Below are 24422 nucleotides of genomic sequence, written 5' to 3'. Positions count from 1 at the left end.
CTCAGCGCAGCAGATATGGCATGTTCACGGTCACGGCCCCGGTCGGACATCTGTCGGCGCACGGGCCGCAGTACCAGCACTCGTCCACGTGCATGTACGCCTTGCCGGTCTCGGGGTGGACGGCCAGCGCGTCCAGGGGGCAGACGTCGATGCACAGCGTGCAGCCGTCGATGCAGAGCGCCTCGTCCACGGTCACGGGGACGTCGGCACGGTTCGCCACGAGGGACATGGGCTTCTCCAGGGGTCTGCGGGCATGCGGAGGACACCGCGCGGCGCCGCGCGGCAGCGGTGCGGGAAGGGTGCGGGAAGGGGTGGGGTCAGGAGCGGTGCATGGAGCCGCTCATCGTGATGCGGTCGCCGCGGAACCGGATGAACTCCAGGTCGACCGGGCGGCCGTCCGCGAGGTGGGTGAGGCGCTCGACCATGAGCAGGGCGGTGCCGCGCGGGGCGTCGAGGGTCGCGGCGGAGTGCGGATCGGCGTTGACCGCCTCCAGCGTGACCTCGGCCCGGCCGAGCGGCTGCCCGGCGATCCGTTCGAGCAGGACGAAGATGTCGTTGTGCGCCAGGTCCTCGCCGAGCAGCGGCTCGCCGAGGTCGCGGGCGAGGTAGGTCAGGTCGAGCGAGAGCGGCAGCCCGTTCAGCCGCCGGATCCGCTCGACGTAGACGACGGGCTCGCCCTCGGGCAGCCGCAGCCGCGACGAGATCTCCCGGGACGGCGCGATCAGCCCGGTCGTGCGGACCTCGTTGGTCACCTCCCCGTGCTCGCGCAGCGTCTCGGCCAGCCCGAGCAGCCGCTCCAGCCCGTGCGGGTACTTCTCGGCGACCGCGAGCGTGCCGACCCCCGGACAGCGCTCGACCAGGCCCTCGGCGCGCAGCAGGTCCAGCGCGTCCCGGACGGCGTTGCGGGACGTGCCGAACTCCCGGACGAGATCGGCCTCGGCGGGCAGCGCGCCGCTGCGGAACTCCCCGTACAGCACCTGGCGGCGCAGCACGTCGGCCACCTGCCGCGCCCGGTCGGCGCGCAGCCGCCGCGCGTCCGACAGCGTCAGCGCCCCGGCCGCCTCGGCCCTGATCACGGCGTCTCTCCTGGTCACGCAGCTAAACCTACTAAAACAATCGGAATAGGTGAATAGAGGTTCCGCTACGCCACCCCGACACGCCGGGGAACCCCTTCTGACCTGCGGTTCGTCCCGTGACCAGCGGCGTTCCGCCACCCCGCCGCCGCCCCCGCGCACCCCCCGCACGCCCCCGGCCGCCGCGCGGCGCGCCCGCCGGGCGCCGGCGGGGGCGGGGTGGAGCGGTCCGGCGCGGCACGTTCCAGGAGGGTAAGGCTTGATCCAAAAGGGCGAAACCGGTCACCGGGAGGACTACCATCGGGCTACGTGACGAGCATCAGCCTTGACAGCGCGACCCCGGCCGATCTAGACGTCGACGCGATCGTGATCGGCGTCTCCCCAGCCGAGGCGGGAGCCGCCCCGGCCGCCGGTTCCGCGCCCTTCCTCCAGGACCTCGACCAGGCCCTCGGCGGACGGCTCGCGGACGCGCTGCGCGCACTCGGCGCCACCGGCAAGGCCGGAGAGGTCGTCAAACTCCCGACCCTCGGCGCCGTCCCCGCCCCGGTCATCTTGGCCGCGGGCCTGGGCGAGAGCCCCACCGTCGAAGACCTCCGCCGCGCGGCGGGCGCCGCCCTGCGCGCGCTCGCCGGCACCGCCCGGGTCGCCGTCGCCCTGCCCGCCGCCTCGGCCGGCGAGGTCGAGGGCGTCGCGCTCGGCGCGCTGCTCGGCGCCTACGCCTTCGACGCCTTCCGCACCGGCGACGGGCACAAGAGCCCGGTCGAGGACGTCCGCGTGGCCGGCCCCGCCGCCGGGCCGGGCGGCGAGGGCGCCGACGCGGCGCTGGAGCGCGCCCGCGTGCTCGCCTCCTCGATCAACCTCGTCCGCGACCTGGTCAACACGCCGCCCTCCCACCTGCCGCCCGAGGAGCTGGCCCACGAGGCCGAGCGGGTCGCCGCCGAGACCGGCCTCGCCATCGAGGTGCTCGACGAGAAGGCCCTGGTGGACGGCGGGTACGGCGGCATCGCGGGCGTCGGGCAGGGCTCGGTGAACCCGCCGCGCCTGGTCCGGCTCGCCTACTCCCACCCCGAGGCGTCCAAGACGCTCGCGCTGGTCGGCAAGGGCATCACGTTCGACTCGGGCGGCCTGTCGCTCAAGCCGTCGGAGTCCATGGACTGGATGAAGTCCGACATGGGCGGCGCGGGCGCGGTGCTCGGCGCGCTGGCCGCGATCGCCAAACTCGGCCCGAAGGTGAACGTCGTCGGCTACCTCGCGATCGCCGAGAACATGCCGAGCGGCACCGCCCAGCGCCCCTCCGACGTGCTGCGCATCTACGGCGGCAAGACCGTCGAGGTCCTCAACACCGACGCCGAGGGCCGCCTCGTCCTCGCCGACGCGCTCGTGCGCTCCGGTGAGGACGGCCCCGACCTGATCGTGGACGTGGCGACGCTGACCGGCGCCCAGCTGGTCGCGCTCGGCACCCGCACCGCCGGGGTCATGGCCAACGACGACGACGTCCGTGAGAAGGTTGTCGCGGCGGCCGGACGCGCCGGGGAGGCGGCCTGGGGCATGCCGCTGCCCGCCGACCTGCGCAAGGGCCTGGACTCCGCCGTCGCCGACATCGCCAACATCAGCGGCGAGCGCTGGGGCGGCATGCTGGTGGCCGGGGTCTTCCTCAAGGAGTTCGTGCCGGACGGCGTCAGGTGGGCCCACCTCGACATCGCCGGCCCGTCCTTCCACAAGGGCGAGCCCTACGGGTACACCCCGAAGGGCGGCACCGGCGCGGCGACCCGGACCCTCGTCCAGATCGCCGAGGACCTCGCCGACGGCACTCTGTAGGGGCCGCCCGAACCACCGGCGTGACAAGCTAATAGGTTTTTCTCGTGGCGGTGGGGGCCCGGACGCCCGAGCCCCCGCCCCGCCAGAGGCGCCGCGGCCCACGCGGCGTCAGATCGGGAAAGGGAGCGTCCAGTGGCCAACAGCGGCCCCTTCGACATCGTCGTCCTGGGTGCCGGCAGCGGCGGATACGCGTGCGCGCTGCGCGCCGCCGAGCTCGGCAAGTCCGTCGCCCTCGTCGAGCGGGACGACTCGCTCGGCGGCACCTGCCTCAACCGCGGCTGCATCCCCACCAAGGCGCTGCTGCACGCGGCCGAGATCGCCGACCAGTCCCGCGAGGCGGCGAAGTTCGGCGTGAAGGCGACGTTCGAGGGCATCGACGTCGCCGGAGTGAACGCCTACAAGGACAAGGTCGTCTCGACGACCGTCAAGGGCCTCACCGGGCTCATCAAGTCCAAGGGCATCGAGGTCGTGCACGGCACCGGCCGGCTGACCGGCGCGACCAGCGTCGAGGTCACGACGAACGACGGGCAGGTCAGGACGCTGGAGGGCGGCCACATCGTCCTCGGCACGGGGTCGGCCCCAAAGTCGCTGCCCGGCCTGGAGATCGACGGCGAGCGCGTCATCTCCAGCGACCACGCGCTGCGGCTCCAGCACGTCCCGGGCTCCGTCGTCATCCTCGGCGGCGGCGTGATCGGCGTCGAGTTCGCCAGCGTGTGGCGCTCGTTCGGCGCCGAGGTCACGATCGTCGAGGCGCTGCCGCACCTGCTGCCGCTGGAGGAGGAGTCCAGCTCCAAGCGGCTGGAGCGGGCCTTCCGCAAGCGCGGCATCAAGTACGAGCTCGGCACCCGCTTCGAGACCGCCAAGACCACCCAGGGCGGCGTGTCGGTCACCCTGGAGGGCGGCAAGACCATCGACGCCGAGATCCTGCTCGTCGCCGTCGGGCGCGGTCCCGTCTCCGACGGCATCGGGCTGGCCGAGGCGGGCGTGGAGACCGAGCGCGGGTTCGTCAAGGTCGACGAGCTGTGCCGGACGAGCGTCCCCACGATCTCGGCGGTCGGCGACCTGATCCCGACGCCGCAGCTGGCCCACGTCGGCTTCGCCGAGGGGATCCTCGTCGCCGAGCGGCTCGCCGGGCTCACCCCGCCGCCGATCGACTACGACGGCGTGCCGCGCATCACCTACTCCGACCCCGAGGTCGCGTCGGTGGGCATCACCACCGCCACCGCCCGGGAGCGCGGGTACGAGGTCAAGGAGGTCACCTACGACCTCGCCGGCAACCCCAAGAGCAAGATCCTGGGGACGCAGGGCGAGGTGAAGGTGATCGCCGCCGTGGACGGCCCCGTCCTCGGCCTGCACATGGTCGGCGCACGCGTCGGCGAGCTGATCGCGGAGGGTCAGCTCATCTACAACTGGGAGGCCCTGCCAGGCGAGGTCGCCCAGCTGATCCACCCCCACCCGACCCAGTCCGAGGCGGTCGGCGAGGCGCATCTGGCGCTCGCCGGCAAGCCATTGCACGTGCACGGCTGAACGCCGCGCGTATTTCTCGAAGGAGTCGCTGAGAGCCATGCCGGTCTCCGTCACTATGCCCCAGCTCGGCGAGAGCGTCACCGAGGGCACCGTCACCCGCTGGTTGAAGAAGGAGGGTGAGCGCGTCGAGACCGACGAGCCGCTTCTCGAAGTGTCGACCGACAAGGTCGACACCGAGATCCCTTCGCCCGCATCCGGCGTCCTGACCAGCATCACCGTCGCCGAGGACGAGACGGTGGAGGTCGGCGCCGAGCTCGCGATCATCGGGGACGAGGGCGCCGCGCCGGCCGGCGGCGACGCCCCCGCCGAGCAGGAGGCGCCCGCCCAGGAGGCTCCGGCGCAGGAGGCCCCGGCGCAGGAGGCCCCCGCCCAGGAGGCCCCCGCCGCGGAGTCCGCGCCCGCGCCGCAGGCGCCGCCGCCCGCCGCGTGGCCGCCGCCCGCGCAGCAGCAGCCCACGGCCCCGCCCGCCCCGGCTCCGGCGGCCCAGGCCCCGTCGGCTCCCGCGCCGGCTCCGGCGTCCCAGCCCGCTCCGGCGGCGCCCGCGCCCTCGGCTCCGGCCCCGGCGGCGCCGTCGGGCGACGGCCCGTACGTGACGCCGCTCGTCCGCAAGCTCGCGGCCGAGCACGACGTCGACCTGTCCGCGCTGAAGGGCACCGGCGTCGGCGGGCGCATCCGCAAGCAGGACGTCCTGGAGGCCGCCCGCGCCGCCCAGGCCGCCCGGCAGGCCGCGCCCGCCCCGGCCCCGGCGGCTCCGGCCGCCGCCCCGGCCGCCCCCGCCGCGCCGGCCCCGGCCGGACGGCACGCCGCCCCGGCGCCCGCGGGCGCCCCCGCCGAGCAGCTCGCGCTGCGCGGCCGCACCGAGAAGATGACCCGGATCCGGCAGACGATCGCCCGCCGCATGGTGGAGTCGCTCCAGGTCTCGGCGCAGCTCACCACCGTGGTCGAGGTCGACATCACCAAGATCGCGCGGCTGCGGGAGCGGGCCAGGGCCGACTTCCAGGCCCGCGAGGGCGTGAAGCTGTCGTTCCTGCCGTTCTTCGCGCTGGCGGCCGTCGAGGCGCTCAAGGCGCACCCGAAGGTCAACGCCGTCATCGACAGCGAGACCAACGAGGTCACCTACCACGACGTCGAGAACCTCGGCATGGCCGTGGACGTGCCCGAGCGGGGCCTGATGGTCCCTGTCGTCCACAACGCGGGCCAGCTGAACCTCGGCGGCCTCGCGCAGCGCATCGCCGACCTCGCCGAGCGCACCCGCACCAACAAGGTGAGCCCGGACGAGCTGTCGGGCGGCACGTTCACGCTGACCAACACCGGCAGCCGGGGCGCGCTGTTCGACACCCCGATCCTCAACCAGCCGCAGGTCGGCATGCTCGGCACCGGCGCCGTCGTCAAGCGCCCCGCCGTCATCGACGACCCCGACCTGGGCGAGGTCATCGCGGTCCGCTCGATCGTCTACCTGGCCCTCACCTACGACCACCGCCTGATCGACGGCGCCGACGCCGCCCGCTTCCTCGGCACGATCAAGCACCGCCTGGAGGAGGGCAACTTCGAGGCCGACCTCGGCCTCTGACCCCTCTCCGGCACCGCTCGTCCCGGGACCCCCGCCGCTCCCCGCGGAGCCGCGGGGGTCCCGTGCGCGCGGCCCGCGGCCGGGCGGGGTCCGGGGAAACCCGGGACCGGGGGCGAGTCCCGGCGACGGACGGCACCGCCCGCCTAGGCTGGGATCCATGAAGGTCACCGTGACGGGTTCGTCGGGACTGATCGGCGGCGCGCTCGTCCGGTCGCTGCGCGCGGACGGGCACGACGTCCTGCGGCTCGTGCGCCGCGAGCCCGCCGCCGACGACGAGGCGCGCTGGTCCCCCGCCGACGGCTGCGTCGACCGCGCGGCGGTCGAGGGCGCCGACGCCATCGTGCACCTCGCGGGCGCGGGCCTCGGCGACCGCCCCTGGACAAGCGCCTACAAACGGCGCATCCGCGACAGCCGGCTGGACGGCACCCGCTCCCTCGCCCAGGCGATCGCGGCGGCGGGCCGGCGGCCTCCCGTCCTGGTCAGCGGGTCGGCGATCGGCTACTACGGCGACACCGGCGGCCAGGAGGCCGACGAGAAGGCGGGCATGGGACGCGGGTTCCTCGCCGGGCTCGTCCGCGACTGGGAGGCCGCGGCGGAGCCCGCGCGGGAGGTCGGCGTCCGGGTCGTCCACCCCCGCACCGGGGTCGTGCTGGCCCGGTCGGGCGGGCTGCTCGGCCGGACGCTGCCGCTGTTCCGGCTCGGCCTCGGCGGCCGGCTCGGCGACGGCCGCCAGTGGACGAGCTGGATCTCGCTGGACGACCAGGTCGCGGCGCTGCGGTTCCTCATCGACCACGAGCTGTCGGGGCCCGTCAACCTCACCGCGCCGAACCCGGTGACCAACGCCGAGTACACGCGGGCGCTCGGCGCGGTGCTGCGGCGGCCGGCGCGGCTCGCCGTCCCCCGCTTCGCGCTGCGGGCGGTGCTCGGCGGGTTCGCCGACGAGGGACCGCTGATCAGCCAGCGCGTCCTGCCCCGCCGCCTGGAGGAGGCCGGGTTCCGGTTCGCGCACACCGAGGTCGGCGCGGCCCTGGAGGCCGTCCTCTGAGGCGCCCGCGGGCCCGGGGGCGGCGGCCCGAGCGCACGCTCCAAGCCACGGTCGCGGGTCCGGACCGCCAGGCTAGGGGTGTGGCCGGGGTATAGGCAGAACTCCGAGCAGGGCGTTAGACAGGTCGGTGAACACTGCCTAGAGGCCGTCCCGTAGGGCTCAAGAAACGTCAAAGTCGGGTCCGGTTCCGATCAGCGGTCCTACGGTAGCGATCAAGTACCCCGGCCCCGAGGAGGGCGCATGAGCACCGACGGACAGCCGCACATTCTCGCGATCGGCGGCGGCGGCTTCGTCCCCGACGGCCGCGACGGGCTCGCCCCGAGCCCGCTGCTGCGGTACGCGCTGGACCTGACCGGCCAGGACCGCCCGCGCGTCTGCTTCCTGCGGACGGCGGTCGGCGACGGCGCCGAGCACATCGCCCAGTCCTACGCCGCGTTCTCCACGATGGACGTCGAGGTCAGCCACCTGGCGCTGTTCCCCATGCCGAACGTCCCCGACATGCGGGGGCACCTGCTCACGCAGGACCTCGTCTACGTGTCCGGCGGCAGCGTCGCGAACCTGCTGGCCCTGTGGCGCCTGCACGGCCTCGACGACATGATGCGCGAGGCGTGGACGGAGGGCGTCGTCCTGGCCGGGCAGAGCGCGGGCGCGCTGTGCTGGCACGTCGGCGGCAACACCGACTCCTACGGCCCGCAGCTGCGCCCGCTGACCGACGGGCTCGGGTTCCTGCCGTACTCGTGCGGCGTGCACTACGACAGCGACCCCCAGCGCCGCCCGCTGCTCCAGCAGCTCGTCGGGGAGGGCACCCTCCCGGGCGGGTACGCGGCGGACGAGGGCGTGGGCCTGCACTACGTCGGCACGGAGTTCGTCCAGGCGGTCTCCTACCGCCCGGACGCGGGCGCCTACCGGCTCGAACCGGACGCCCCCGGCACCGCCAAGGAGACCCGCCTGGAGCCCCGCCTGCTGGCCGCTCTCTGACGCCGATCGCGGGTAAGTAAGCTGGCCCGCGTGAGCGATGTAGACGTACGCGAGGCACCCCGTCCCCTCCAGGCGACTCCGGGCACGGGAGAGCTGGTGGTCGTCCACGCGGGCTTCGGGACCGCCGCCGTCCCCTACCTGGACGGCTGGGCCCTTCAGAAGCGCACCCACGCCCTGCGCGTGGACGACCGGATCCCCGACACCGTCCTGCTGATGGAGCACGAGCCCGTGTTCACGGCGGGCAAGCGCACCGCGGCGGTCGACCGCCCGCTCGGCGACCCCGGCGCCCCCGTCGTGGACGTCGACCGCGGCGGCAAGATCACCTGGCACGGCCCCGGGCAGCTCACCGGCTACCCGATCGTGAAGCTCCCGGACCCCGTGGACGTGGTCGCCTACGTGCGGCTGCTGGAGCACATGATGATGGACGTCTGCACGGAACTCGGCCTGGAGACCGCCACCGTCGAGGGACGCAGCGGCCTGTGGGTGCGCGGCGTGCCCGACCGCAAGATCGGCTCCATCGGCATCCGGGTGTCCCAGGGCGTCGCGATGCACGGCTTCCAGCTCAACTGCGACAACGACATGGGCTGGTTCGACGCGATCATCGCGTGCGGCATCCGGGACGCGGGCTCCACCAACCTCAGCCGCGAACTCGGCCGCGAGGTCACGGTCGCCGAGATCACGCCGCTGGTCGAACGGCACCTGGCGGCCCGGCTCGGCGCCGCCGAGACCCTCCACCGCACCACCGCCCAACTGGGGGTCGTCGACTAGGTCGGGGGCCCACCGCCCTCGCCCACCGCCCTCGCCCGGCGGCTCGGGCGGCGACCGCGCCTCGGCGGGCGCGGCACCGCTTCGCGATCTTCGCGGTGGGGCTCGCCTCCGGCGTCGCCCCACCGCTCGGTCACGCGTGACGGCTGAGGCCGCGCGTGCGGCCGGGCGGGAACCGCCGCGCCCGGCCGCACGCTCCCCGGCGGCGCCATACCGGGACGGCCGTCACCTCGTGGGTGTCATCACCTTGTAGACGGCCTGGCCCTCGGTCGCGGCCGCGCCGAAGAACGCCGTCAGGCCCTCGTAGGCGGGGCGCAGGAAGCGGTCCCGGGCACTGCCGTCCAGGCCGCGGGCGTCCTGGACCCCGGCCTTCGCCATCGCCGCCGGGTCGAAGCGCCCGGCGATCTCGGCGAACGGGGTCGCGGCCAGGTGGTCGGCGGCGGGCTTGACCCGCTCGGGCGCGAGGTAGATCACGTCCATGCCCAGCTCGTCGGCGCCGTCCTCGGTGAGGAGCCGCCCGCCGCACACGGCGTCCGCCTCGGGCTGGCGTCCCTCCCACGGGTCGCCGGTGACGAGGTAGTGCATCGCCTGCCAGGCGCCGCCGAGATCGAACCCCTGCGGAGCGGCGCGCCTGCGCCAGTCGGGCGTCCCGAAGATGTGGCGGGCGATCCGGCCGGGATCCTGCTCTCCCTCCAGCACCGGCGGCACCCTGAGGTACGACATTGCCAGACCCACTGCGGCCCTCCAGCCAACGCTGTTGCGTAACGACAGGGAGTCACCTTAGAGAGATCCACTGGCGGCGACGGTGAAAACACGCGAATCGGCAAGCTGAGAGAGGTTCTTGTCATGCGTTCGAGATCACACCGATACGGGACGGCGGCGAGACGGCCCGGATGTGCCGGTTCCGGTGGTCGGGACGTACGCTGAGGGGGTGACGACGGTGACACCTGAGGGGCGCAAGCTCCTGCGCGTTGAGGCCCGCAACAGCCAGACCCCGATCGAGCGCAAGCCCGAATGGATCAAAACCCGGCTGAAGATGGGCCCGCAGTACAGGGAACTCACCAACCTGGTGAAGTCCGAGGGCCTGCACACCGTGTGCCAGGAGGCCGGCTGTCCCAACATCTTCGAATGCTGGGAGGACCGCGAGGCCACCTTCCTCATCGGCGGCGACCAGTGCACCCGGCGCTGCGACTTCTGCCAGATCGACACCGGCAAGCCCGCCGCGCTCGACCGCGACGAGCCGCGCCGCGTCGCCGAGTCCGTCGCCTCGATGGGCCTGCGCTACGCCACCGTCACCGGCGTCGCCCGCGACGACCTTGAGGACGGCGGCGCCTGGCTGTACGCCGAGACCGTCCGGCAGATCCACGCGGCCGTCCCCGGCTGCGGCGTCGAGCTGCTGATCCCCGACTTCAACGCCGACGAGGGCCAGCTCGCCGAGGTGTTCTCCGCCCGTCCCGAGGTGCTGGCGCACAACGTGGAGACGGTCCCGCGGATCTTCAAGCGGATCCGTCCCGGGTTCCGCTACGAGCGCTCGCTGGAGGTCATCACCCGGGCGCGGCGGGACGGCCTGGTCACCAAGTCCAACCTCATCCTCGGCATGGGCGAGACCCGCGAGGAGGTCTCCGAGGCCCTGCGCGACCTGCACGAGGCCGGCTGCGAGCTGATCACGATCACCCAGTACCTGCGGCCGAGCCCCCGCCACCACCCGGTCGAGCGGTGGGTGAAGCCCGAGGAGTTCGTCGAGCTGTCCGCCGAGGCGGAGGAGATCGGCTTCGCGGGCGTCATGTCCGGCCCGCTGGTGCGCTCCAGCTACCGCGCCGGGCGCCTCTACAAGCAGGCGGTCGAGGCCCGCGAGGCGTAGCCCCGCGGAGATTCGGACAGACGGGGTCCGAACGGGGTTTGCGGCACGACTATCCTTGGTCATATGACGAACAAGCCCACGGACGGGGCCCAGGAGCGTCCGGGCCGCTTCAAGCAGATCCGCATGGTCGCGCAGGTGCTCCGGCAGGCCGATCCGAAGGCCCTCCCGATCGTCTTCGCCTCGGCGCTCGGCACGCTGGTCGTGGTCGTGCTGGTCGGGCTGTTCATCAACCAGCTCTGGTTCTTCATCCCGCTGGCGGTCCTCGCCGCGTTCGCGGTCGGCATGATCGTCTTCGGGCAGCTCGCGCAGCGCGCCCAGTACAAGGTGATCGCCGGGCAGCCGGGCGCCGCCGCCGCGATCCTGAAGAACATGCGCGGCGGCTGGAGCGTCACCGAGGCGGTCAGCGGCAACCGCAACCTCGACATGGTGCACCGCGCGGTGGGCCGTCCGGGCGTCGTCCTGGTGTCGGAGGGCCCGCGCAACCGGGTCGGGCCGCTGCTCGGCGCCGAGAAGAAGCGCATCTCCCGCGCGGCGCAGCAGGTCCCGATCTACGACGTGCAGGTCGGCGACGACGAGGGCCAGATCCCGGTCGACAAGCTCCAGCGGCACCTGATGAAGCTCCCCCGCAACCTCACCAAGGCGCAGGTGTCGGAGCTGAACGACCGCCTCCAGGCGCTGCCCCGCTCGATGCAGATGCCCAAGGGCCCGATCCCCCGGGGCGCGAAGATGCCCAAGGGCCCCAAGCCCAAGATGCGCTGAGCCGACAATGCGCTGAGCCGAAAATACGCTGAGCCCGAAATGTGCTGAGCCCGAAATGCGCTGAGCCCAGCGAGCACAGGGCCAGCAGGCACAGGGGCCGGCCGCCCGCTACAGGTGGACGACGACGGTGTTCGCGGCCCGGTCGTGGAGGCCGCGGTAGTCCCGGTCCCACACCAGGGCCGGGACGACCAGGAGCAGCAGCAGCGCGCGGGCCAGCGCCCAGACGGGCCCCACCGGCCCGCCGTCCGGCCGGACGACCCGCAGCCCGCACAGGCGCTTGCCGAGCGTCGTCCCCGCGAGGCCGGTCAGCAGCCACGCCTGCACGCCGAAGACGATCAGCGTGCACAGGCTCCGCTCCGAGGGCGTCCACTCGAACGCCCGCGTGAGCAGGCTCGCGACCAGCATCGACAGGCCCCAGTCGACGAACAGCGCGACCAGCCGCCGCCCGTACCCCGCCACGGACCCGCTGCCGCTCGCCGGCAGCCCGAACCGCTCCCCCGGCCGCCCGAGGTCGGCCCCCGCCGCGCGCGCGCCGCTGAGCCACGTCTGCGTCCAGCGCGGCCCGGCACCCTTGGTCCCGACGCCCTGGTCCTCACCGCTCATGCCTCTACGCTATCCCGTCCCCTCGCGAGGTTCTGACCGGCTATCCCCGGGCAGGGAGAAGAGGGGTACGACGTGTGACGCTTAACACAGTCGAAACATATGAGACATAGCGGGGAAACGGCACGTACGTAGCCTTCACAGCCCAAGAGCGCCCATAGGAGGTCGGATGTTCAGCAGCGCCGACGAGGTCCTCGGCTTCATCAGGAACGAAGGTGTCCGTTTCGTCGACTGCCGTTTCGTGGATCTGCCGGGGAAGATGCAGCACTTCACCTTCCCGGTCGAGAGCTTCGGCGAAAGCGTGTTCACCGACGGGCTGATGTTCGACGGCTCCTCGGTCCGCGGATTCCAGGAGATCCACGAGTCGGACATGCTGCTGCTGCCCGACCCGTCCACCGCCGTCGTCGACCCGTTCCGCCAGCACAAGACGCTGATCCTGAACTTCTTCGTCCACGACCCGCTGACGGGCGAGCCCTACAGCCGCGACCCCCGCAACGTCGCGCGCAAGGCCGAGGACTACCTGCGCGGCACCGGCATCGCCGACACCTGCTACTTCGGCCCCGAGGCCGAGTTCTACATCTTCGACGACGTCCGCTTCGAGACCCGCCAGAACGCGGGCTACTACTACCTGGACTCGATCGAGGGCGCCTGGAACACCGGACGCGAGGAACCCGGCGGCAACCTCGGCGCCAAGCCGCCCTACAAGGGCGGCTACTTCCCCGTCCCGCCGATGGACCACTACACCGACCTGCGCTCGGAAATGGTCTCCCAGCTGCTCACGTCCGGCATCCACGTCGAGATGCAGCACCACGAGGTCGGCACCGCGGGCCAGGCCGAGATCGACTTCCGCTTCGACACGCTCCTGAAGACCGCCGACCAACTGCTCCTCTACAAGTACATCGTCAAGAACGTCGCGCGCGACGCGGGCAAGTCCGTCACGTTCATGCCGAAGCCGATCTTCGGCGACAACGGCTCCGGGATGCACTGCCACCAGTCCCTCTGGCGGGACGGCGCGCCCCTGTTCTACGACGAGGTCGGCTACGCGGGCCTGTCCGACAGCGCCCGCCACTACATCGGCGGCCTGCTCCGGCACGCCCCATCCCTGCTGGCCTTCACGAACCCGACGGTCAACAGCTACCACCGCCTCGTCCCGGGCTTCGAGGCGCCGGTCAACCTCGTCTACTCCCAGCGCAACCGCTCGGCCTGCATCCGCGTCCCGATCACGGGCTCGAACCCGAAGGCCAAGCGCATCGAGTTCCGCGTCCCCGACCCGTCCTGCAACCCCTACCTGGCCTTCTCCGCCATGCTCATGGCCGGGCTGGACGGCATCAAGAACAAGATCGAGCCCGCGGAGCCCGTCGACAAGGACCTGTACGAACTCCCGCCCGAGGAGGCCCGCGCGATCCCCCAGGTCCCCGGCAGCCTGCCCGAGGTCCTGGACGCCCTGGAGGCCGACCACGAGTACCTCCTCGAAGGCGGCGTCTTCACCCCCGACCTCATCGAGACCTACATCACGATGAAGCACGAATTCGAGATCGACCCGATCCGCCTGCGCCCCCACCCCCACGAATTCGAGCTGTACTACGACATCTAGCCCACCGGGGCGCGCTGACCAGGCATCCCGTCAGCGCGCCCCGGCCCGGCTCCGCAAGAAGTAACGCGGACGGTAATTCCTTCTTCACTCCCTGTCATGTCACCATCGGCCCGTGGCCAAGGACGAGGACGAGCCCGACCCCTGCGACACCTGCCGGGGACAGGCCGGATGGTGGGAGCACGGCAACGGGCAGAAGGACGTCGCCAAGCCGAAGCGCTGGATCAAGTGCACGGACTGCGACGGGAGAGGCCACAGGTGACCGCCCCTGACGATGCGCGGGCGTGCCCGGGGTGCCGGGGCAAGGGCGAGATCATCATGACGGGCCGGCGGGGCGGCAACTGGATCGGCGTCCGGTGCGAGGACTGCCGGGGCACCGGCCTGGACCGGCCGCCTGGGACGGCCCCCCGCTACGACGCGCGTGGATACAGGACCCCTGAGGACGGCGACGAGTACGACGAGGCCGTTCATGGACCGGTGGCGTCGTCCCCGCTCACGTCCGCGTCCGTCTGCGGGGCCTGCTACGGCGCGGGGGTCATGCTGGCGCGGAACGGCAGCCGGTCGCCCTGCCCGGCCTGCTCGTCGGACGAGAAGCCCGGCGCCTGAAGGTCCGCCCGTCCGGGACGCGCCGTTCCTCGTCCCGGACGGGCGGCGGGCACGGATCTCGGGGGCGACGGATCCGTGCCCGGTCGTGCGGCCTCGCTCTCAGCGATCCCAGGCGCCGGGCGTCCGGCCGCACGTCGGAGCGGGCGCGACGGTCGCCGCCGCGCAGTCGAGCGACCGCCGCGCCCACGTCATGAAGGCCCCGCCATACCGAGGGCACTCTCCGACCGGATCGCCATCAGGGCCTCTCGGCCTGGGCGACCGGCACCAGTTCCCAGGAGGGCGGCGCGGCGGCCAGCAACCGCGCGGAGACTCCTTTGCGAGCCCTGACGTCGCCCGCGCCCAACGCCGCGAGCGTGTCCTGCCACAACTCCAGCGACAGCAGCATGGACGCGCGCGTCACAAGCGCGCCGCCGGGGAATTCACCCGCCTCGACCCGCCGCAGCCGCACCCGCAACCCCTCGGCCGTGTCGGCGTCCACCTCGCTGACCACCGGGCCCCGGCCCGTCCGGTCGCCGTCGCGGACCTGCCCGGCCGAACGCGTCGCCCACCACCGCCCGGTATCGGTGTGAATGATCGACCAGGCCGAGAATTCCCGACGCAGCGCCGCTTTCTGCGCCTCGGCATCTCCCACACCCGGGCGCTGCTGTGGCTTCTCCATGAACCGAACCTCACTCTTGATCGGACCGCGAACTCGGTGCTCCTCCCCGACAGAAGCCAGTAAACCCACGCCGCGCTTCGCATCGATAGTGGACAATGGGAGCCATCACAAGGGCGCCAATCCTCCGACTCCCTTGGCCCCTCGGCCAGAGCGCCGCGTTTCGAAAGGATGCGCGTTATGAGCGAGTCCGACCGCCCCATATGGGCGATACGCCTGGAATCCGAGCGGACTCAGCGCGGATGGGGCAAATGGGACATGGCTCGCCAGCTGTTCTCGGCTTCGGGGATCACGAACCCGGCAACAAAGCAGGTCAAAGGACTAGCCAGGCAGATAACCCGCTGGGAGGCCGGTACGCACTGCCCGCAGGACTGGGCGGGCACCATTGCCGACTTGTTCGGCGTTGCGGCAGATGCGCTTTTTCCTCCGCCGCCGGAGGTGCCAGTACGATCTATCTCACAAGGCATTGGGCTGAACGATCTGCTTCGGGCAGACGAGATGCGCTTCGATCTCAGCCCCGAACCCCTGAAACACCGGCCGGCTTCCCAGGATCGCTTGGCGGCCGAGTGTATCGTGGCACTTGGCATCAATCCCGACGTTGGGGACAGCGTGAGACGCCGTGCAGTGATTCAACTCCTGGCCACTCTCGGTGCAAGCGCAGGCGCCGCCCCGCTGCACCGCATCGCTGATCTGATCCTGACCGCCGCGCCCCGTGATTTGGACGAATGGCACCTCGCGTGTGCCGACCACCTGCACGCATTGCGCACACGTCCTGCCGTCCAAGCCCGTGAAGACCTGGTGTCCGACCTACTGGCCCTCAACGGTCACCTGGCCGAAGCCAAGGACGGCTACCTCACCGAACTGCAACGGGTCGAGGCCGTCCTGGCGATGCTTCACGCGCATCTGTCAGCGCGGCTGGCCGAGCACGGGGAGGCCATTCGATGGTGGCGGACGGCACGCGCCGCCGCCGACAGCACCGGAGACCTCGACCTGCGGCTGATGATCCGATGCGAGGAGGCCGGTGTGGGGCTGTACGGTCAGCGAGATGTGGGAACGGTGCTGGCTCTCGTGCGGCAGGCAGAGCAGATCGCCGGGACCGCTCCGTCCTTCTGGAGGGCCGACCTCGCCGGCACCCGCGCCAAGGCGCTCTCCCTACTCGGCCAGCATGGGCAAGCAATAAAAGCTCTGAATGTCACCGTCGAATATGGCGGGCCCGATACACCCCCCAGCATCCTGCCTACCTTGTGGAGCGGCTCCCAACCTCTCTTCGCCCAGAGCTGGGTACACGCGGGTGCGGGCAACGAGCGCGAGGCCGATCAAGCACGCGACCTGCTCCTGTCCCGTCCCAGCCACCGGGGCGGCGAAACGCCGTACGCGGCCAACGTGCGCCTTCATGAAGCCCTGTGCACGATCACCAATGGCGGTGTCGACCAAGGCGCGACCCAGGCCGCGCAAGTCCTGGACGCCGTTCCACCTGGCTGTGTCACCCAATTCACCACGGCGACCGGAATGTTCATCCTCCGCGCCGTCCCACACGAACAGCAGCGACGCCCCGCCGTTCTCGAATTCCGTGAGGTGCTGGCCAGGACCGCTCCCAAACCGGGCTCTCCCGCGTGAGGAGTGGCGGCGCGTCGGCCGGGCGTCCTGAGGGGACGCCCGGCCGGCGGGCTACTTCCAGGGCCAGTCGGCGTTGTGGCCCGCTTCCAGGAGCGGGATCATCCTGAACGTGTGGTCGGTCATACCGCCCAGCTCATGGCGCAGTCCCGTGCCGGACGGGATCGCGCCGTGCTTGTACCCGGCCAGGTTGAAGCCGTACATCGGGACGTGCGCGGGCACCGCCTCGGTGACGCTGCCGCCCCAACTACTGAACGTCTGCATGTCCGACAGGATGATCACGCGGTCGTGGCCGCGGTAGGTCGCCCGCACCGAGTCGGCGATGCGGGTGCCGTGGCCCACCTCGCCGATCCGCTCCACGAAGCGCTCCACCTCGCGCAGCACGGACGCCCCGCGCGGCACCTCGTGGCGGAACACCCCGTCCGCGAAGCCGTGCAGGTCGACGTCGGCGCCGCGGGCGGCGAGGGTGACGCCGAACAGGGCGGCCATCTGCGCGTAGGTCATCTTCGACCGCGCCGAGACGCCCACGGACGTCATCGACCCGGAGGTGTCCACGAGGACGAGCGTGCGCCCCGGGAACTCCGGCACGTTCGCGGTGGCGGCGGTGAGCGCCTTGTCCAGGGCGCGGCCCCAGCGCAGCGACCGCGCCGCCAGGTGCGCGGAGAAGAACCGGAACGGGAACTGCCGCGACCGCGCGACCTGGCCGGGGTCGGCGAGCCGCGCCGCGACCTGGTCGGCGACCTCGTCGGGGACTCCCGCCTCGTCGAAGTTGCGCAGGTTGCGCAGCAGCGCCATGTAGCCCATGGACGGGATGACCGCGCTCCAGGCGGCGGCGTCCATCGGCCCCTGGAGCCAGCCCGCGAGCCGCTCCCAGGTGAACCCGGCGCCCGCCAGACCGCCCGGTGAGGTGGTCAGCGACGGGTCGAGCACGTGCGCGCGGCGGCGCTCGACGGGCAGGGCCGCGAGGGCCCGCGCCGAGGTGAGGACGCGCAGCCGCTCCGGGATCGGCTCGTCGCGGTCGTGGCGCCGGTCGAGGGCGTGCTTGAACAGCTCGCCCTGCCACGGCTTGCCGGCGGCCGGGGACGGGTGGACGAGGTCGATGACGTCGCCGAAGCGGAAGCCGCGCGCGGCGGTGTCGTACTTCAGCAGCGACCGCTCGCCGTAGAGCCGCTGGACGGCGTCGGCGACGCCGCGCTTGACCGGCTTCGGGATCGCGCGCCCGTAGGTGGACGTCCAGTACGCGAGGGCCTCGCCGGGCTCGTCGGCGCGCTGGAGCACGCTCGCGACGAGCTGCCGGTTGCCGCCGTGCAGCCCGACGGTGAGCCGCGCCCGGACGGCCTCCAGCGCGGCGACCACGGGGGCCGAGCGCAGGTTCGCCTCGCCGCGCAGCCAGCGGACGAACGCGGCCGTCCACTCGATGTCGTCGATGGCCACGCGGTGGACGAGGTCGCGGAAGCGGGCGTCGCGGTCGGCGGCCTTCTCGTAGAAGGTGTCCTCACCGGCCATGTGGGAGACCGCCAGGAGGAACAGCTCGCCCTTGGCGTCGCGCGCGTAGCCGGGCGCGCCCTCGTGGGTGCGGCCGGAGGGCCTCGTCCCGGAACGGACGGGACCGGAGGCGGCCGCGCGGGCCTTGCCGTGGTTGAACTTCGCCATGGGGGGTTCCTTCCATGAGCGGTGGGAGCACGTTCGCGGGGGTGCCCGAGGTCAGAATCGGCTACGGTCCGCAGCCCATTGCTCTACTCATCTGAGCTACACCGCCTTTGGCGGTGGCGGGACTTGAACCCGCGACCCATGGATTAGAATGTGAAGTATCCGTTGCCTTCGCACCGGGCACCCCGCGAATATGGTGCTCCCCCCGAGATCGATGCGGTGTACGGAACCGCCCCGCCGAGGTGGGGCGTCAGGCCCGTGGGCGGGCCTGCGAGGAGTCGAACCCAGAAGTATCCGTGCACCTGCGCACCGGGAGGTGCGTGTTCAGTTGTGGAGGCGCCCGAGTTCAGGGTCGGCGAAGGTGACAAAGCGTTCTACCCATTGAACTACACGAGCCGGAGCCCGCGGCGGGACTCGAACCCGCAACCTCTCGATTCCAATTCGAAGTAACCCTCGCCTGCGCACCGGGCGCCTCTTCAGTTGTGCGTCCTTCCGAGTACGCATGCGGCCTCAGGCGGCTCCAAGGAGAGAATCCTGGGTGAGAAGTAGCCTGTGGCCTTCGCACCGGAAGGGCGATGTCCTTAGAAAACCATTGTGCCTCGCTTGCGCACAACCGAATTAAATGCGCTTTCCGCGACGCGGCGGAGCGGTGGCATCATGTGCCCGGAGAGTGAGGGAGTACCGGTTGATGGCGCAGGATGCCCGGATCGACGGCCCGCGGCCGAGGAGCGTCCAGCCCAGGGAGCTGCTGCGGGGCGGGCGCGCCCTGCTCGGCGCCGCGCGCGGACTGCTGGAGGACCACCGGCGGGCGGTGGCGGAGGTGCACGCGGCGCTCGAACCGCTTCGGCTGGACGCGGCGCGCCGCCATCTGGCGTCGATCCCCGTCGCCCGGCTCAAGGACGTGACCCGCGGGCGCCTCCGCCTCGGCCCGCTGGAGCAGGCCGGGCTGAAGACCGTGCTGGACGTCCTCGACGCCACCCCGTACCGCCTCCAGCTCCTTCCCGGCATCGGCCCGCAGACCGCGAACCGGTTCCACGCCGCCGCCGGGCAGCTCGCGGACGCGGCGGCCGCCACGGCCGGCGTCCGGATCGACGCCGAGCGGCGCGACGAGCGGACCACCCCCCTGGTCGTCGCGCTGCACCGGATGGTGGACGCCGGGCCCGACCTGCCACGGGCGCGGGCCGCCGCCGCCCGGCTGGAGGCGGAGTTGGAGCCGCTCGTCCGGGAGGCGCGGCCCGAGGCGTCGTGGTGGCGGAGGGCGCTCTGCGGGAGGCGCAGGCGGGAGCGGGCGCGAAAGGCGCTCGGCGAACTCCGGCGGGTCCTGGACGCGCCCGGCACCGGCCTCCTCATCTCGCAGGCGTCGGTCGACCTGCTGCGCCCGGCGGTCTCGGCGGACGAGGCGTGGATCGACTTCGAGCTGCGCGCGTCCGACTACCAGACGCTGCTGGCGGAGCTGGCCGCGCTGGATCCCGAGCGCGACGCGGCGGAGGGGTTCCTGCCCCGCGACATCGCGGCCAGGGTCAAGGCCCAGCCGCTCGACGACACCTACCGGCGGGTCTCGCTGCGCGGGTACCAGGCGTTCGGGGCGAGGTTCGCGCTCGTCCAGCGCAGGGTGATCCTCGGGGACGAGATGGGGCTCGGCAAGACCGTCCAGGCGATCGCCGCGATCGCGCACCTGCGGTCGGAGGGCGCCACGCACTTCCTGGTGGCGTGCCCGGCGAGCGTGCTGGTCAACTGGGTGCGGGAGATCGAGGCGCGCAGCACGCTGGCGGCGCGTCCGGTGCACGGGCCGGGGCGGGCGGCGGCGCTCGCGGACTGGGCCGCCGCGGGCGGCATCGCGGTCGCGACGCTGGACTCGCTGCACGCGCTCGACGTCCCCGGGGACCTGCCGCTCGGCATGTTCGTCGTGGACGAGGCGCACTACGCCAAGAACCACGAGACGCGGCGCGCGAGGGCCGTCGCGGCGTGGTGCGCGCGGACGGACCGCGTCCTGTTCCTCACCGGCACGCCGATGGAGAACCGCGTCGAGGAGTTCCGGAGCCTGGTGGCGCACCTGCGGCCCGAGGTGGCCGCGCGGGTCGCCCGGCGGGACGCGGTGGTCGGCGCGGCGGCGTTCCGCAAGGCCGTCGCGCCCGTCTACCTGCGCCGCAACCAGCGCGACGTGCTGCTGGAGCTGCCCGAGGTCGTGCACGTGGACGAGTGGGAGGAGTTCGGCCCGGCCGACGAGGCGGCCTACCGGAGCGCGGTCGCCGAGGGCAACTTCATGGCGATGCGCCGCGCCGCCTACGCCGTCCCGGCGGAGTCGGCGAAGCTCGCGCGGCTGAAGGAGCTGGTGGAGGAGGCCGCCGCGAACGAGCTGAAGGTCGTGGTGTTCTCCTATTTCCGGGACGTGCTCGCCGCCGTCCGGGACGCGGTCGGCGACGGCGCGCGGGGGCCGATCGACGGCGCGGCCACGGCGGAGCGGCGGCAGGCGCTGGTGGACGCGTTCACCGCCGAGCCCGGCCACGCGGTGCTGCTCGCGCAGATCCAGGCGGGCGGGGTCGGCCTCAACCTCCAGGCGGCGTCCGTGGTGATCATCTGTGAGCCGCAGGTGAAGCCGACCACCGAGACCCAGGCGGTCGCCCGCGCGCACCGGATGGGCCAGGCGCGCACCGTGCAGGTGCACCGGCTGCTCACGCCGGGCGGCGTGGACCAGCGGATGCTGGAGATCCTGGGGGCCAAGTCGCGGCTGTTCGACGCGTACGCGCGGCGCAGCCACCTGGCCGAGCGGGCGCCGGACGCGGTCGACGTCTCCGAGCAGTCCCTCGCCCGGCAGATCGTCGAGGAGGAGCGGGAACGCCTCGGCACGTCCTGAGCGGGACGTGTCCGAGCGGGGAAGAACCGGCGGGGCGGCCGTGTTGCGACGGACGAGCATCGAGCGGAGGAGACGTCATGGCCGAGGTCAGGGTGGAGCGCACCGAGGACGGGTTCCGGGCGGTCAACGACCGGGGCGCGAGCGTCGCGATCGGGGACGGCGACACCGACGGGGTCTTCACGCCGGTGGAGCTGCTGCTGGCGGCGCTCGGCGGCTGCGAGCTGGTCACCGTGGAGCCGCTGACGGCCCAGCGGGGGCACCGGCTGGCGCGGCTGGCCGCGACCGTCCAGGCCGACAAGATCGCCACCAGCGCGCTCGGCACGATCACGGTCACCTACGACGTGGAGCTGCCCGAGGGCGACGAGAAGGCGGCGGAGGTGCTGAAGGGCGTGGCCGCGCGCGTCCACGACAAGTACTGCACGGTCGGGAACGCGCTCAGGGAGCCGATGAAGGTCGATCAGATCGTCCCGTGAGGCCCTTGGGCTCCGCGGGTTCCTGGGGCCCCTTGTCCGGGGGGCAGACCGTCCCGGCCGGGGGGACGGTGCCCTGGAGGAGGTAGGCGTCCACGGTCCGGCGGACGCAGGCGTCGCCGGTGTCGTAGGCGCCGTGCCCCTCCCCCTTGAGGGTGAGGAGCGTCGCCTGCCCGCCGAGTGCCTTGGTCAGGGCGGGCGCCCACGCGTAGGGGGTGGCGGGGTCGCCGGTGTTGCCGACGACGAGGATCGGGGCGGCGGACGGCGCGGACACCTCGCGCGCCGCCGCGTCCCCCGCGACCGGCCAGCCGGTGCACTGGAGCAGGCCCCACGCCAGCGCCGGCCCGAACACCGGGGACGCGGCGCGGAAGCGCGGCAGCAGCCGCCGGACGTCGGCCGGGGCGTAGCGCGCGGTGGTGTCCGCGCAGGCGATCGCGGTGTTGGCGGCGGACAGGTTCGTGTAGGAGCCGTCGGGGCGGCGGCCGTTGCCCGCGTCGGCGAGGGCGCGCAGCAGGGTCCCGTCGCGGCGGGTGGCGGCGTCCACCAGGCCCTGCGCGAGGATCGGCCACGCCCGCCGGGAGTAGAGCGCGGCGGTGACGCCGCTGGTCGCGAGCCGCTCGGTCAGCCTCCGCCCGCCGCGCGCGGGCAGCGGCGCCCGGTCGAGCCGGGTGAGCAGCCGCCGGACGGACGCGGCGACGCCCGGCCCGTCGGCGCCGAGCGGGCAGGCGCGTTCGCCGAGCGCGGCGCAGGCCGCCCCGAACGCGCCGAGCGCCCGCTGGAACGCCTCGGCCTGCTGGAGCGCCTGCTCGGCCGGGTCCACGGCGGTGTCCACCGCCCCGTCGAGGACGGCGCGGCCGACGCTGCCGGGGTGCCGGTGGGCGTAGCTGCCGCCGAGCCAGGTGCCGTAGGAGATGCCGAAGTAGTGGAGCCGGGGGTCGCCGAGCGCGGCGCGGACCAGGTCCATGTCGCGGGCGGCGCTGACCGTCCCGACATGCGGGAGGAGCGCGCCCGACCGGGTCTGGCACCCCCGGTTGTAGGACGCCTCGTCCGCGGCGAACGCCCGCTCCTCGGCGGCGGTGTCGGGGGTGCCCTCCCGCGCGGTCAGGACGTCCATGCGGCGGTCGTCGACGCAGGTGACGGGGGCGCTGCGGCCGACGCCGCGCGGGTCGAAGCCGACCAGGTCGTAGCGGGTGTTCAGGCGCGCGTAGTCGCCGGCGGCATGGGCGAGGGTGTCGACGCCCTCGCCGCCGGGGCCGCCGAAGTTGAACAGCAGCGACCCGATACGGTGGGCCGAGTCGGTCGCCGGGACGCGGATCAGCGCGACGCCGATCGTCTCCCCCGAGGGCCTGTCATGGTCCAGCGGGACCCGCACCGTGGTGCAGCGGAACCCGGCGGGCGGCGGCTTCGCCCCGGGGTCCGGCTCGGGCAGACCCGTGCAGCGCTTCCACACGAGCCGCTCGGGCGGCGCGTCTCCGGGCCCCTTGGACGGTGAGCGACCGGACCAGTCGGACGGTGACCGCACCGACCGGATCGACGGCGACGCGGCGTCCGGGACCAGACCGAAAGCGGTCAGGATCGCAGCGAATACCACCACTTTGCCGGGTATCGAGGTGATCCTGGCCATTCGTCCCCCCGTTCGGTTCACGGGGGGCGGCCTGGACCTACCCGGTGCCTCCTATGCTGATGCCTGATCAACTTCATAGGCTCCGCGCGGGGAGCCGTCTCAGGGGTGAGGTTCCCCTGAGACCCCTCCCCCGAAAGTCCGGATACCGCATCAGGGTCGTACTACTCAAGTCTGAGACGAAGACCATTCGGCGCGGTGATCTCAATCAGGGGGCCGCGAGGCAAAGATAGGTAGCATGGCCCAGACCGCCCCCCCAGCAGCCCACCGAGGCCAGGCCCGAACGGCCCGGCGAGGTGGGCCGCGCCAGCCCGCCGAGACGGCACGTCGCCGGGTGCTCAAGGCACCGCCGGTGTGGCGCGAGCTCCTGCTGATCGCGCTCTTCTACTCCGGCTACACGCTGACGCGCATCGTCCTCGTCCAGGACGGCACCGGTCCGGCGTTCGAGCACGCCAGACAGATCCTCCACGTCGAGCGGTTCCTGGGCATCGACGTGGAGCTGGGCCTGAACCAGACGCTGCTGGACGTGCCCTGGCTGGCGCGCACCGCGAACCTGTTCTACGCCACGATGCACTTCATCGTGACGGCCGGGATCGTCGTGTGGCTGTACCGGTACCGCCCGCGGGAGTACCGCTGGCTCCGGACGTCGATCATGGTGGCCACGGGCCTGGCGCTGATCGGCTTCTGGCTCTACCCGCTCGCGCCGCCGCGCTTCCTCGGCAGCGAGGGGTTCGTCGACCCGGTGACCGCGCTGCACTCCGTCGGCCTGTACGCCAGCGACGCCTCGGGCAGCCTCACCAACCAGTACGCCGCGATGCCGTCCATGCACGCGGGGTGGGCGCTGTGGTGCGGGTTCATCCTGGTCAAGATGGCCACCCAGCGCTGGGCCAAGATCGTCGGGGTGCTCTACCCCGCCACGACGGTGTTCGTGATCCTGTCCACCGCCAACCACTACCTCATGGACGCGATCGTCGGCATCGCGATCATCGCGGGCGCGCTCGGCCTGTCCTGGATGCTCTACATGCGCTGCCCCCAGCGGCTGCTGGACGCCCGGCACGCGGTGTCGGCGCGGCTGGGCCGCCCCTGGGACCGCGGCACGGCGCGCACCCTCGCGACGAGGGTCGGCGCGGCGTTCGGCGCGGGCGCCTCCGTGACGGCCACGCACGTCCCGGTGCGGGCCACCGCCGGCACCTCGGCCGGTTCCGCGGCGCGGAGCACGGCGCGGGCCACCGCCAGCGCCGCCGCGACGAGCGCGGCCAAGAGCGCGGCCCGCACGGCCGCCCGGGTCGCCGAGTCCGGGCGGACCCGCGCGGACTCGGCCACGGCCGGGGGTGCGTCCGGCTCCGCCATTTGACACGATAGGAA

The 24422-nt window shown here is 72.8% G+C and carries 22 protein-coding genes and 1 tRNA gene; 15 read left to right on the top strand and 8 right to left on the bottom strand.

The features are described 5' to 3' along the window. Position 1: 1 nt before the first annotated feature. Both KLI87_RS16040 and KLI87_RS16035 read right to left on the bottom strand, forming a co-directional pair. Complete coding sequence (locus KLI87_RS16040) at positions 2–229, bottom strand: ferredoxin family protein (protein ID WP_156219417.1); 228 nt, start codon at positions 227–229, stop codon at positions 2–4. A gap of 88 nt (positions 230–317) precedes the next feature. Further along, positions 318–1094: a GntR family transcriptional regulator gene (locus KLI87_RS16035; protein WP_308166030.1), complete on the bottom strand. Its 777-nt coding sequence runs from the start codon at positions 1092–1094 to the stop codon at positions 318–320. Between the two features lie 288 nt (positions 1095–1382). Between KLI87_RS16035 and KLI87_RS16030 the strand changes: the two genes are divergently transcribed. The 6 genes from KLI87_RS16030 (at position 1383) to lipB (ending at position 8779) form a co-directional block, all read left to right on the top strand. After that, complete coding sequence (locus KLI87_RS16030) at positions 1383–2891, top strand: leucyl aminopeptidase (protein ID WP_214617712.1); 1509 nt, start codon at positions 1383–1385, stop codon at positions 2889–2891. 132 nt (positions 2892–3023) lie between these two features. Continuing rightward, positions 3024–4418: a dihydrolipoyl dehydrogenase gene (lpdA, locus tag KLI87_RS16025; protein WP_214617711.1), complete on the top strand. Its 1395-nt coding sequence runs from the start codon at positions 3024–3026 to the stop codon at positions 4416–4418. Between the two features lie 37 nt (positions 4419–4455). After that, positions 4456–5988 (top strand): 2-oxoglutarate dehydrogenase, E2 component, dihydrolipoamide succinyltransferase, encoded by a 1533-nt coding sequence (sucB, locus tag KLI87_RS16020; protein ID WP_214617710.1) that lies wholly within the window; start codon positions 4456–4458, stop codon positions 5986–5988. Positions 5989–6145: 157 nt separating this feature from the next. Next, complete coding sequence (locus KLI87_RS16015) at positions 6146–7033, top strand: TIGR01777 family oxidoreductase (RefSeq protein ID WP_156219415.1); 888 nt, start codon at positions 6146–6148, stop codon at positions 7031–7033. Between the two features lie 240 nt (positions 7034–7273). Beyond that, positions 7274–8011: a peptidase E gene (locus KLI87_RS16010; RefSeq protein ID WP_214617709.1), complete on the top strand. Its 738-nt coding sequence runs from the start codon at positions 7274–7276 to the stop codon at positions 8009–8011. Positions 8012–8104: 93 nt separating this feature from the next. After that, positions 8105–8779 (top strand): lipoyl(octanoyl) transferase LipB, encoded by a 675-nt coding sequence (gene lipB, locus KLI87_RS16005; RefSeq protein WP_250903961.1) that lies wholly within the window; start codon positions 8105–8107, stop codon positions 8777–8779. Between the two features lie 222 nt (positions 8780–9001). Here lipB and KLI87_RS16000 read toward each other — a convergent pair whose 3' ends face one another. Next, complete coding sequence (locus KLI87_RS16000) at positions 9002–9499, bottom strand: YfbM family protein (RefSeq protein ID WP_156219413.1); 498 nt, start codon at positions 9497–9499, stop codon at positions 9002–9004. Positions 9500–9707: 208 nt separating this feature from the next. Between KLI87_RS16000 and lipA the strand changes: the two genes are divergently transcribed. Together lipA and KLI87_RS15990 are read left to right on the top strand one after the other, a co-directional pair. Beyond that, positions 9708–10637, top strand: coding sequence for a lipoyl synthase (gene lipA / locus KLI87_RS15995; protein WP_214617706.1), 930 nt, complete (start codon positions 9708–9710; stop codon positions 10635–10637). A gap of 63 nt (positions 10638–10700) precedes the next feature. After that, entirely contained in the window at positions 10701–11396 is a 696-nt protein-coding gene (locus tag KLI87_RS15990) for a DUF4191 domain-containing protein (protein ID WP_156219412.1), read from the top strand. A 108-nt stretch (positions 11397–11504) separates the two neighbouring features. On the opposite strand, the gene KLI87_RS15985 is transcribed toward KLI87_RS15990, so the two are convergent. After that, positions 11505–11999: an RDD family protein gene (locus tag KLI87_RS15985; RefSeq protein ID WP_156219411.1), complete on the bottom strand. Its 495-nt coding sequence runs from the start codon at positions 11997–11999 to the stop codon at positions 11505–11507. Positions 12000–12165: 166 nt separating this feature from the next. Here KLI87_RS15985 and glnA point away from each other — a divergent pair, with 166 nt between their 5' ends. The 3 genes from glnA (at position 12166) to KLI87_RS15970 (ending at position 14193) form a co-directional block, all read left to right on the top strand. Continuing rightward, positions 12166–13590, top strand: a complete 1425-nt coding sequence (glnA, locus tag KLI87_RS15980) for a type I glutamate--ammonia ligase (protein ID WP_214617705.1) — start codon at positions 12166–12168, stop codon at positions 13588–13590. A 112-nt stretch (positions 13591–13702) separates the two neighbouring features. Next, a complete protein-coding gene (locus KLI87_RS15975) occupies positions 13703–13849 on the top strand; it encodes a hypothetical protein (protein ID WP_156219409.1) in 147 nt (48 codons plus the stop codon). Next, positions 13846–14193: a hypothetical protein gene (locus tag KLI87_RS15970; RefSeq protein WP_214617704.1), complete on the top strand. Its 348-nt coding sequence runs from the start codon at positions 13846–13848 to the stop codon at positions 14191–14193. Before KLI87_RS15975 ends, KLI87_RS15970 begins: the two co-directional genes overlap by 4 nt. 235 nt (positions 14194–14428) lie before the next feature. Here KLI87_RS15970 and KLI87_RS15965 read toward each other — a convergent pair whose 3' ends face one another. Further along, positions 14429–14851, bottom strand: coding sequence for a hypothetical protein (locus tag KLI87_RS15965; RefSeq protein WP_214617703.1), 423 nt, complete (start codon positions 14849–14851; stop codon positions 14429–14431). Positions 14852–15028: 177 nt separating this feature from the next. On the opposite strand from KLI87_RS15965, the gene KLI87_RS15960 reads away from it, so the two are divergent. Beyond that, complete coding sequence (locus KLI87_RS15960) at positions 15029–16465, top strand: hypothetical protein (RefSeq protein WP_214617702.1); 1437 nt, start codon at positions 15029–15031, stop codon at positions 16463–16465. 51 nt (positions 16466–16516) lie between these two features. On the opposite strand, the gene KLI87_RS15955 is transcribed toward KLI87_RS15960, so the two are convergent. Both KLI87_RS15955 and KLI87_RS15950 read right to left on the bottom strand, forming a co-directional pair. After that, positions 16517–18115: a TROVE domain-containing protein gene (locus KLI87_RS15955; protein ID WP_214617701.1), complete on the bottom strand. Its 1599-nt coding sequence runs from the start codon at positions 18113–18115 to the stop codon at positions 16517–16519. Positions 18116–18511: 396 nt separating this feature from the next. Beyond that, positions 18512–18582, bottom strand: a tRNA-Ser gene (locus KLI87_RS15950). A 218-nt stretch (positions 18583–18800) separates the two neighbouring features. Here KLI87_RS15950 and KLI87_RS15945 point away from each other — a divergent pair. Beyond that, a complete protein-coding gene (locus KLI87_RS15945) occupies positions 18801–20966 on the top strand; it encodes a DEAD/DEAH box helicase (RefSeq protein WP_214617700.1) in 2166 nt (721 codons plus the stop codon). Positions 20967–21043: 77 nt separating this feature from the next. Further along, positions 21044–21439, top strand: coding sequence for an OsmC family protein (locus KLI87_RS15940; RefSeq protein WP_156219403.1), 396 nt, complete (start codon positions 21044–21046; stop codon positions 21437–21439). Here the strand turns inward: KLI87_RS15940 and KLI87_RS15935 are convergent. Beyond that, positions 21402–23030, bottom strand: coding sequence for an alpha/beta hydrolase (locus KLI87_RS15935; protein ID WP_308166029.1), 1629 nt, complete (start codon positions 23028–23030; stop codon positions 21402–21404). The genes KLI87_RS15940 and KLI87_RS15935 overlap by 38 nt on opposite strands. A gap of 379 nt (positions 23031–23409) precedes the next feature. Between KLI87_RS15935 and KLI87_RS15930 the strand changes: the two genes are divergently transcribed. Beyond that, on the top strand, positions 23410–24411 hold the full coding sequence (locus KLI87_RS15930) for a phosphatase PAP2 family protein (RefSeq protein ID WP_214617698.1): 1002 nt from the start codon (positions 23410–23412) through the stop codon (positions 24409–24411). Positions 24412–24422: the final 11 nt, after the last annotated feature.

Source organism: Actinomadura sp. NEAU-AAG7 (genome assembly GCF_018603865.1).
Taxonomy (GTDB): domain Bacteria; phylum Actinomycetota; class Actinomycetes; order Streptosporangiales; family Streptosporangiaceae; genus Spirillospora; species Spirillospora litoris.
This window is presented reverse-complemented; position numbering and strand designations above follow the sequence as displayed.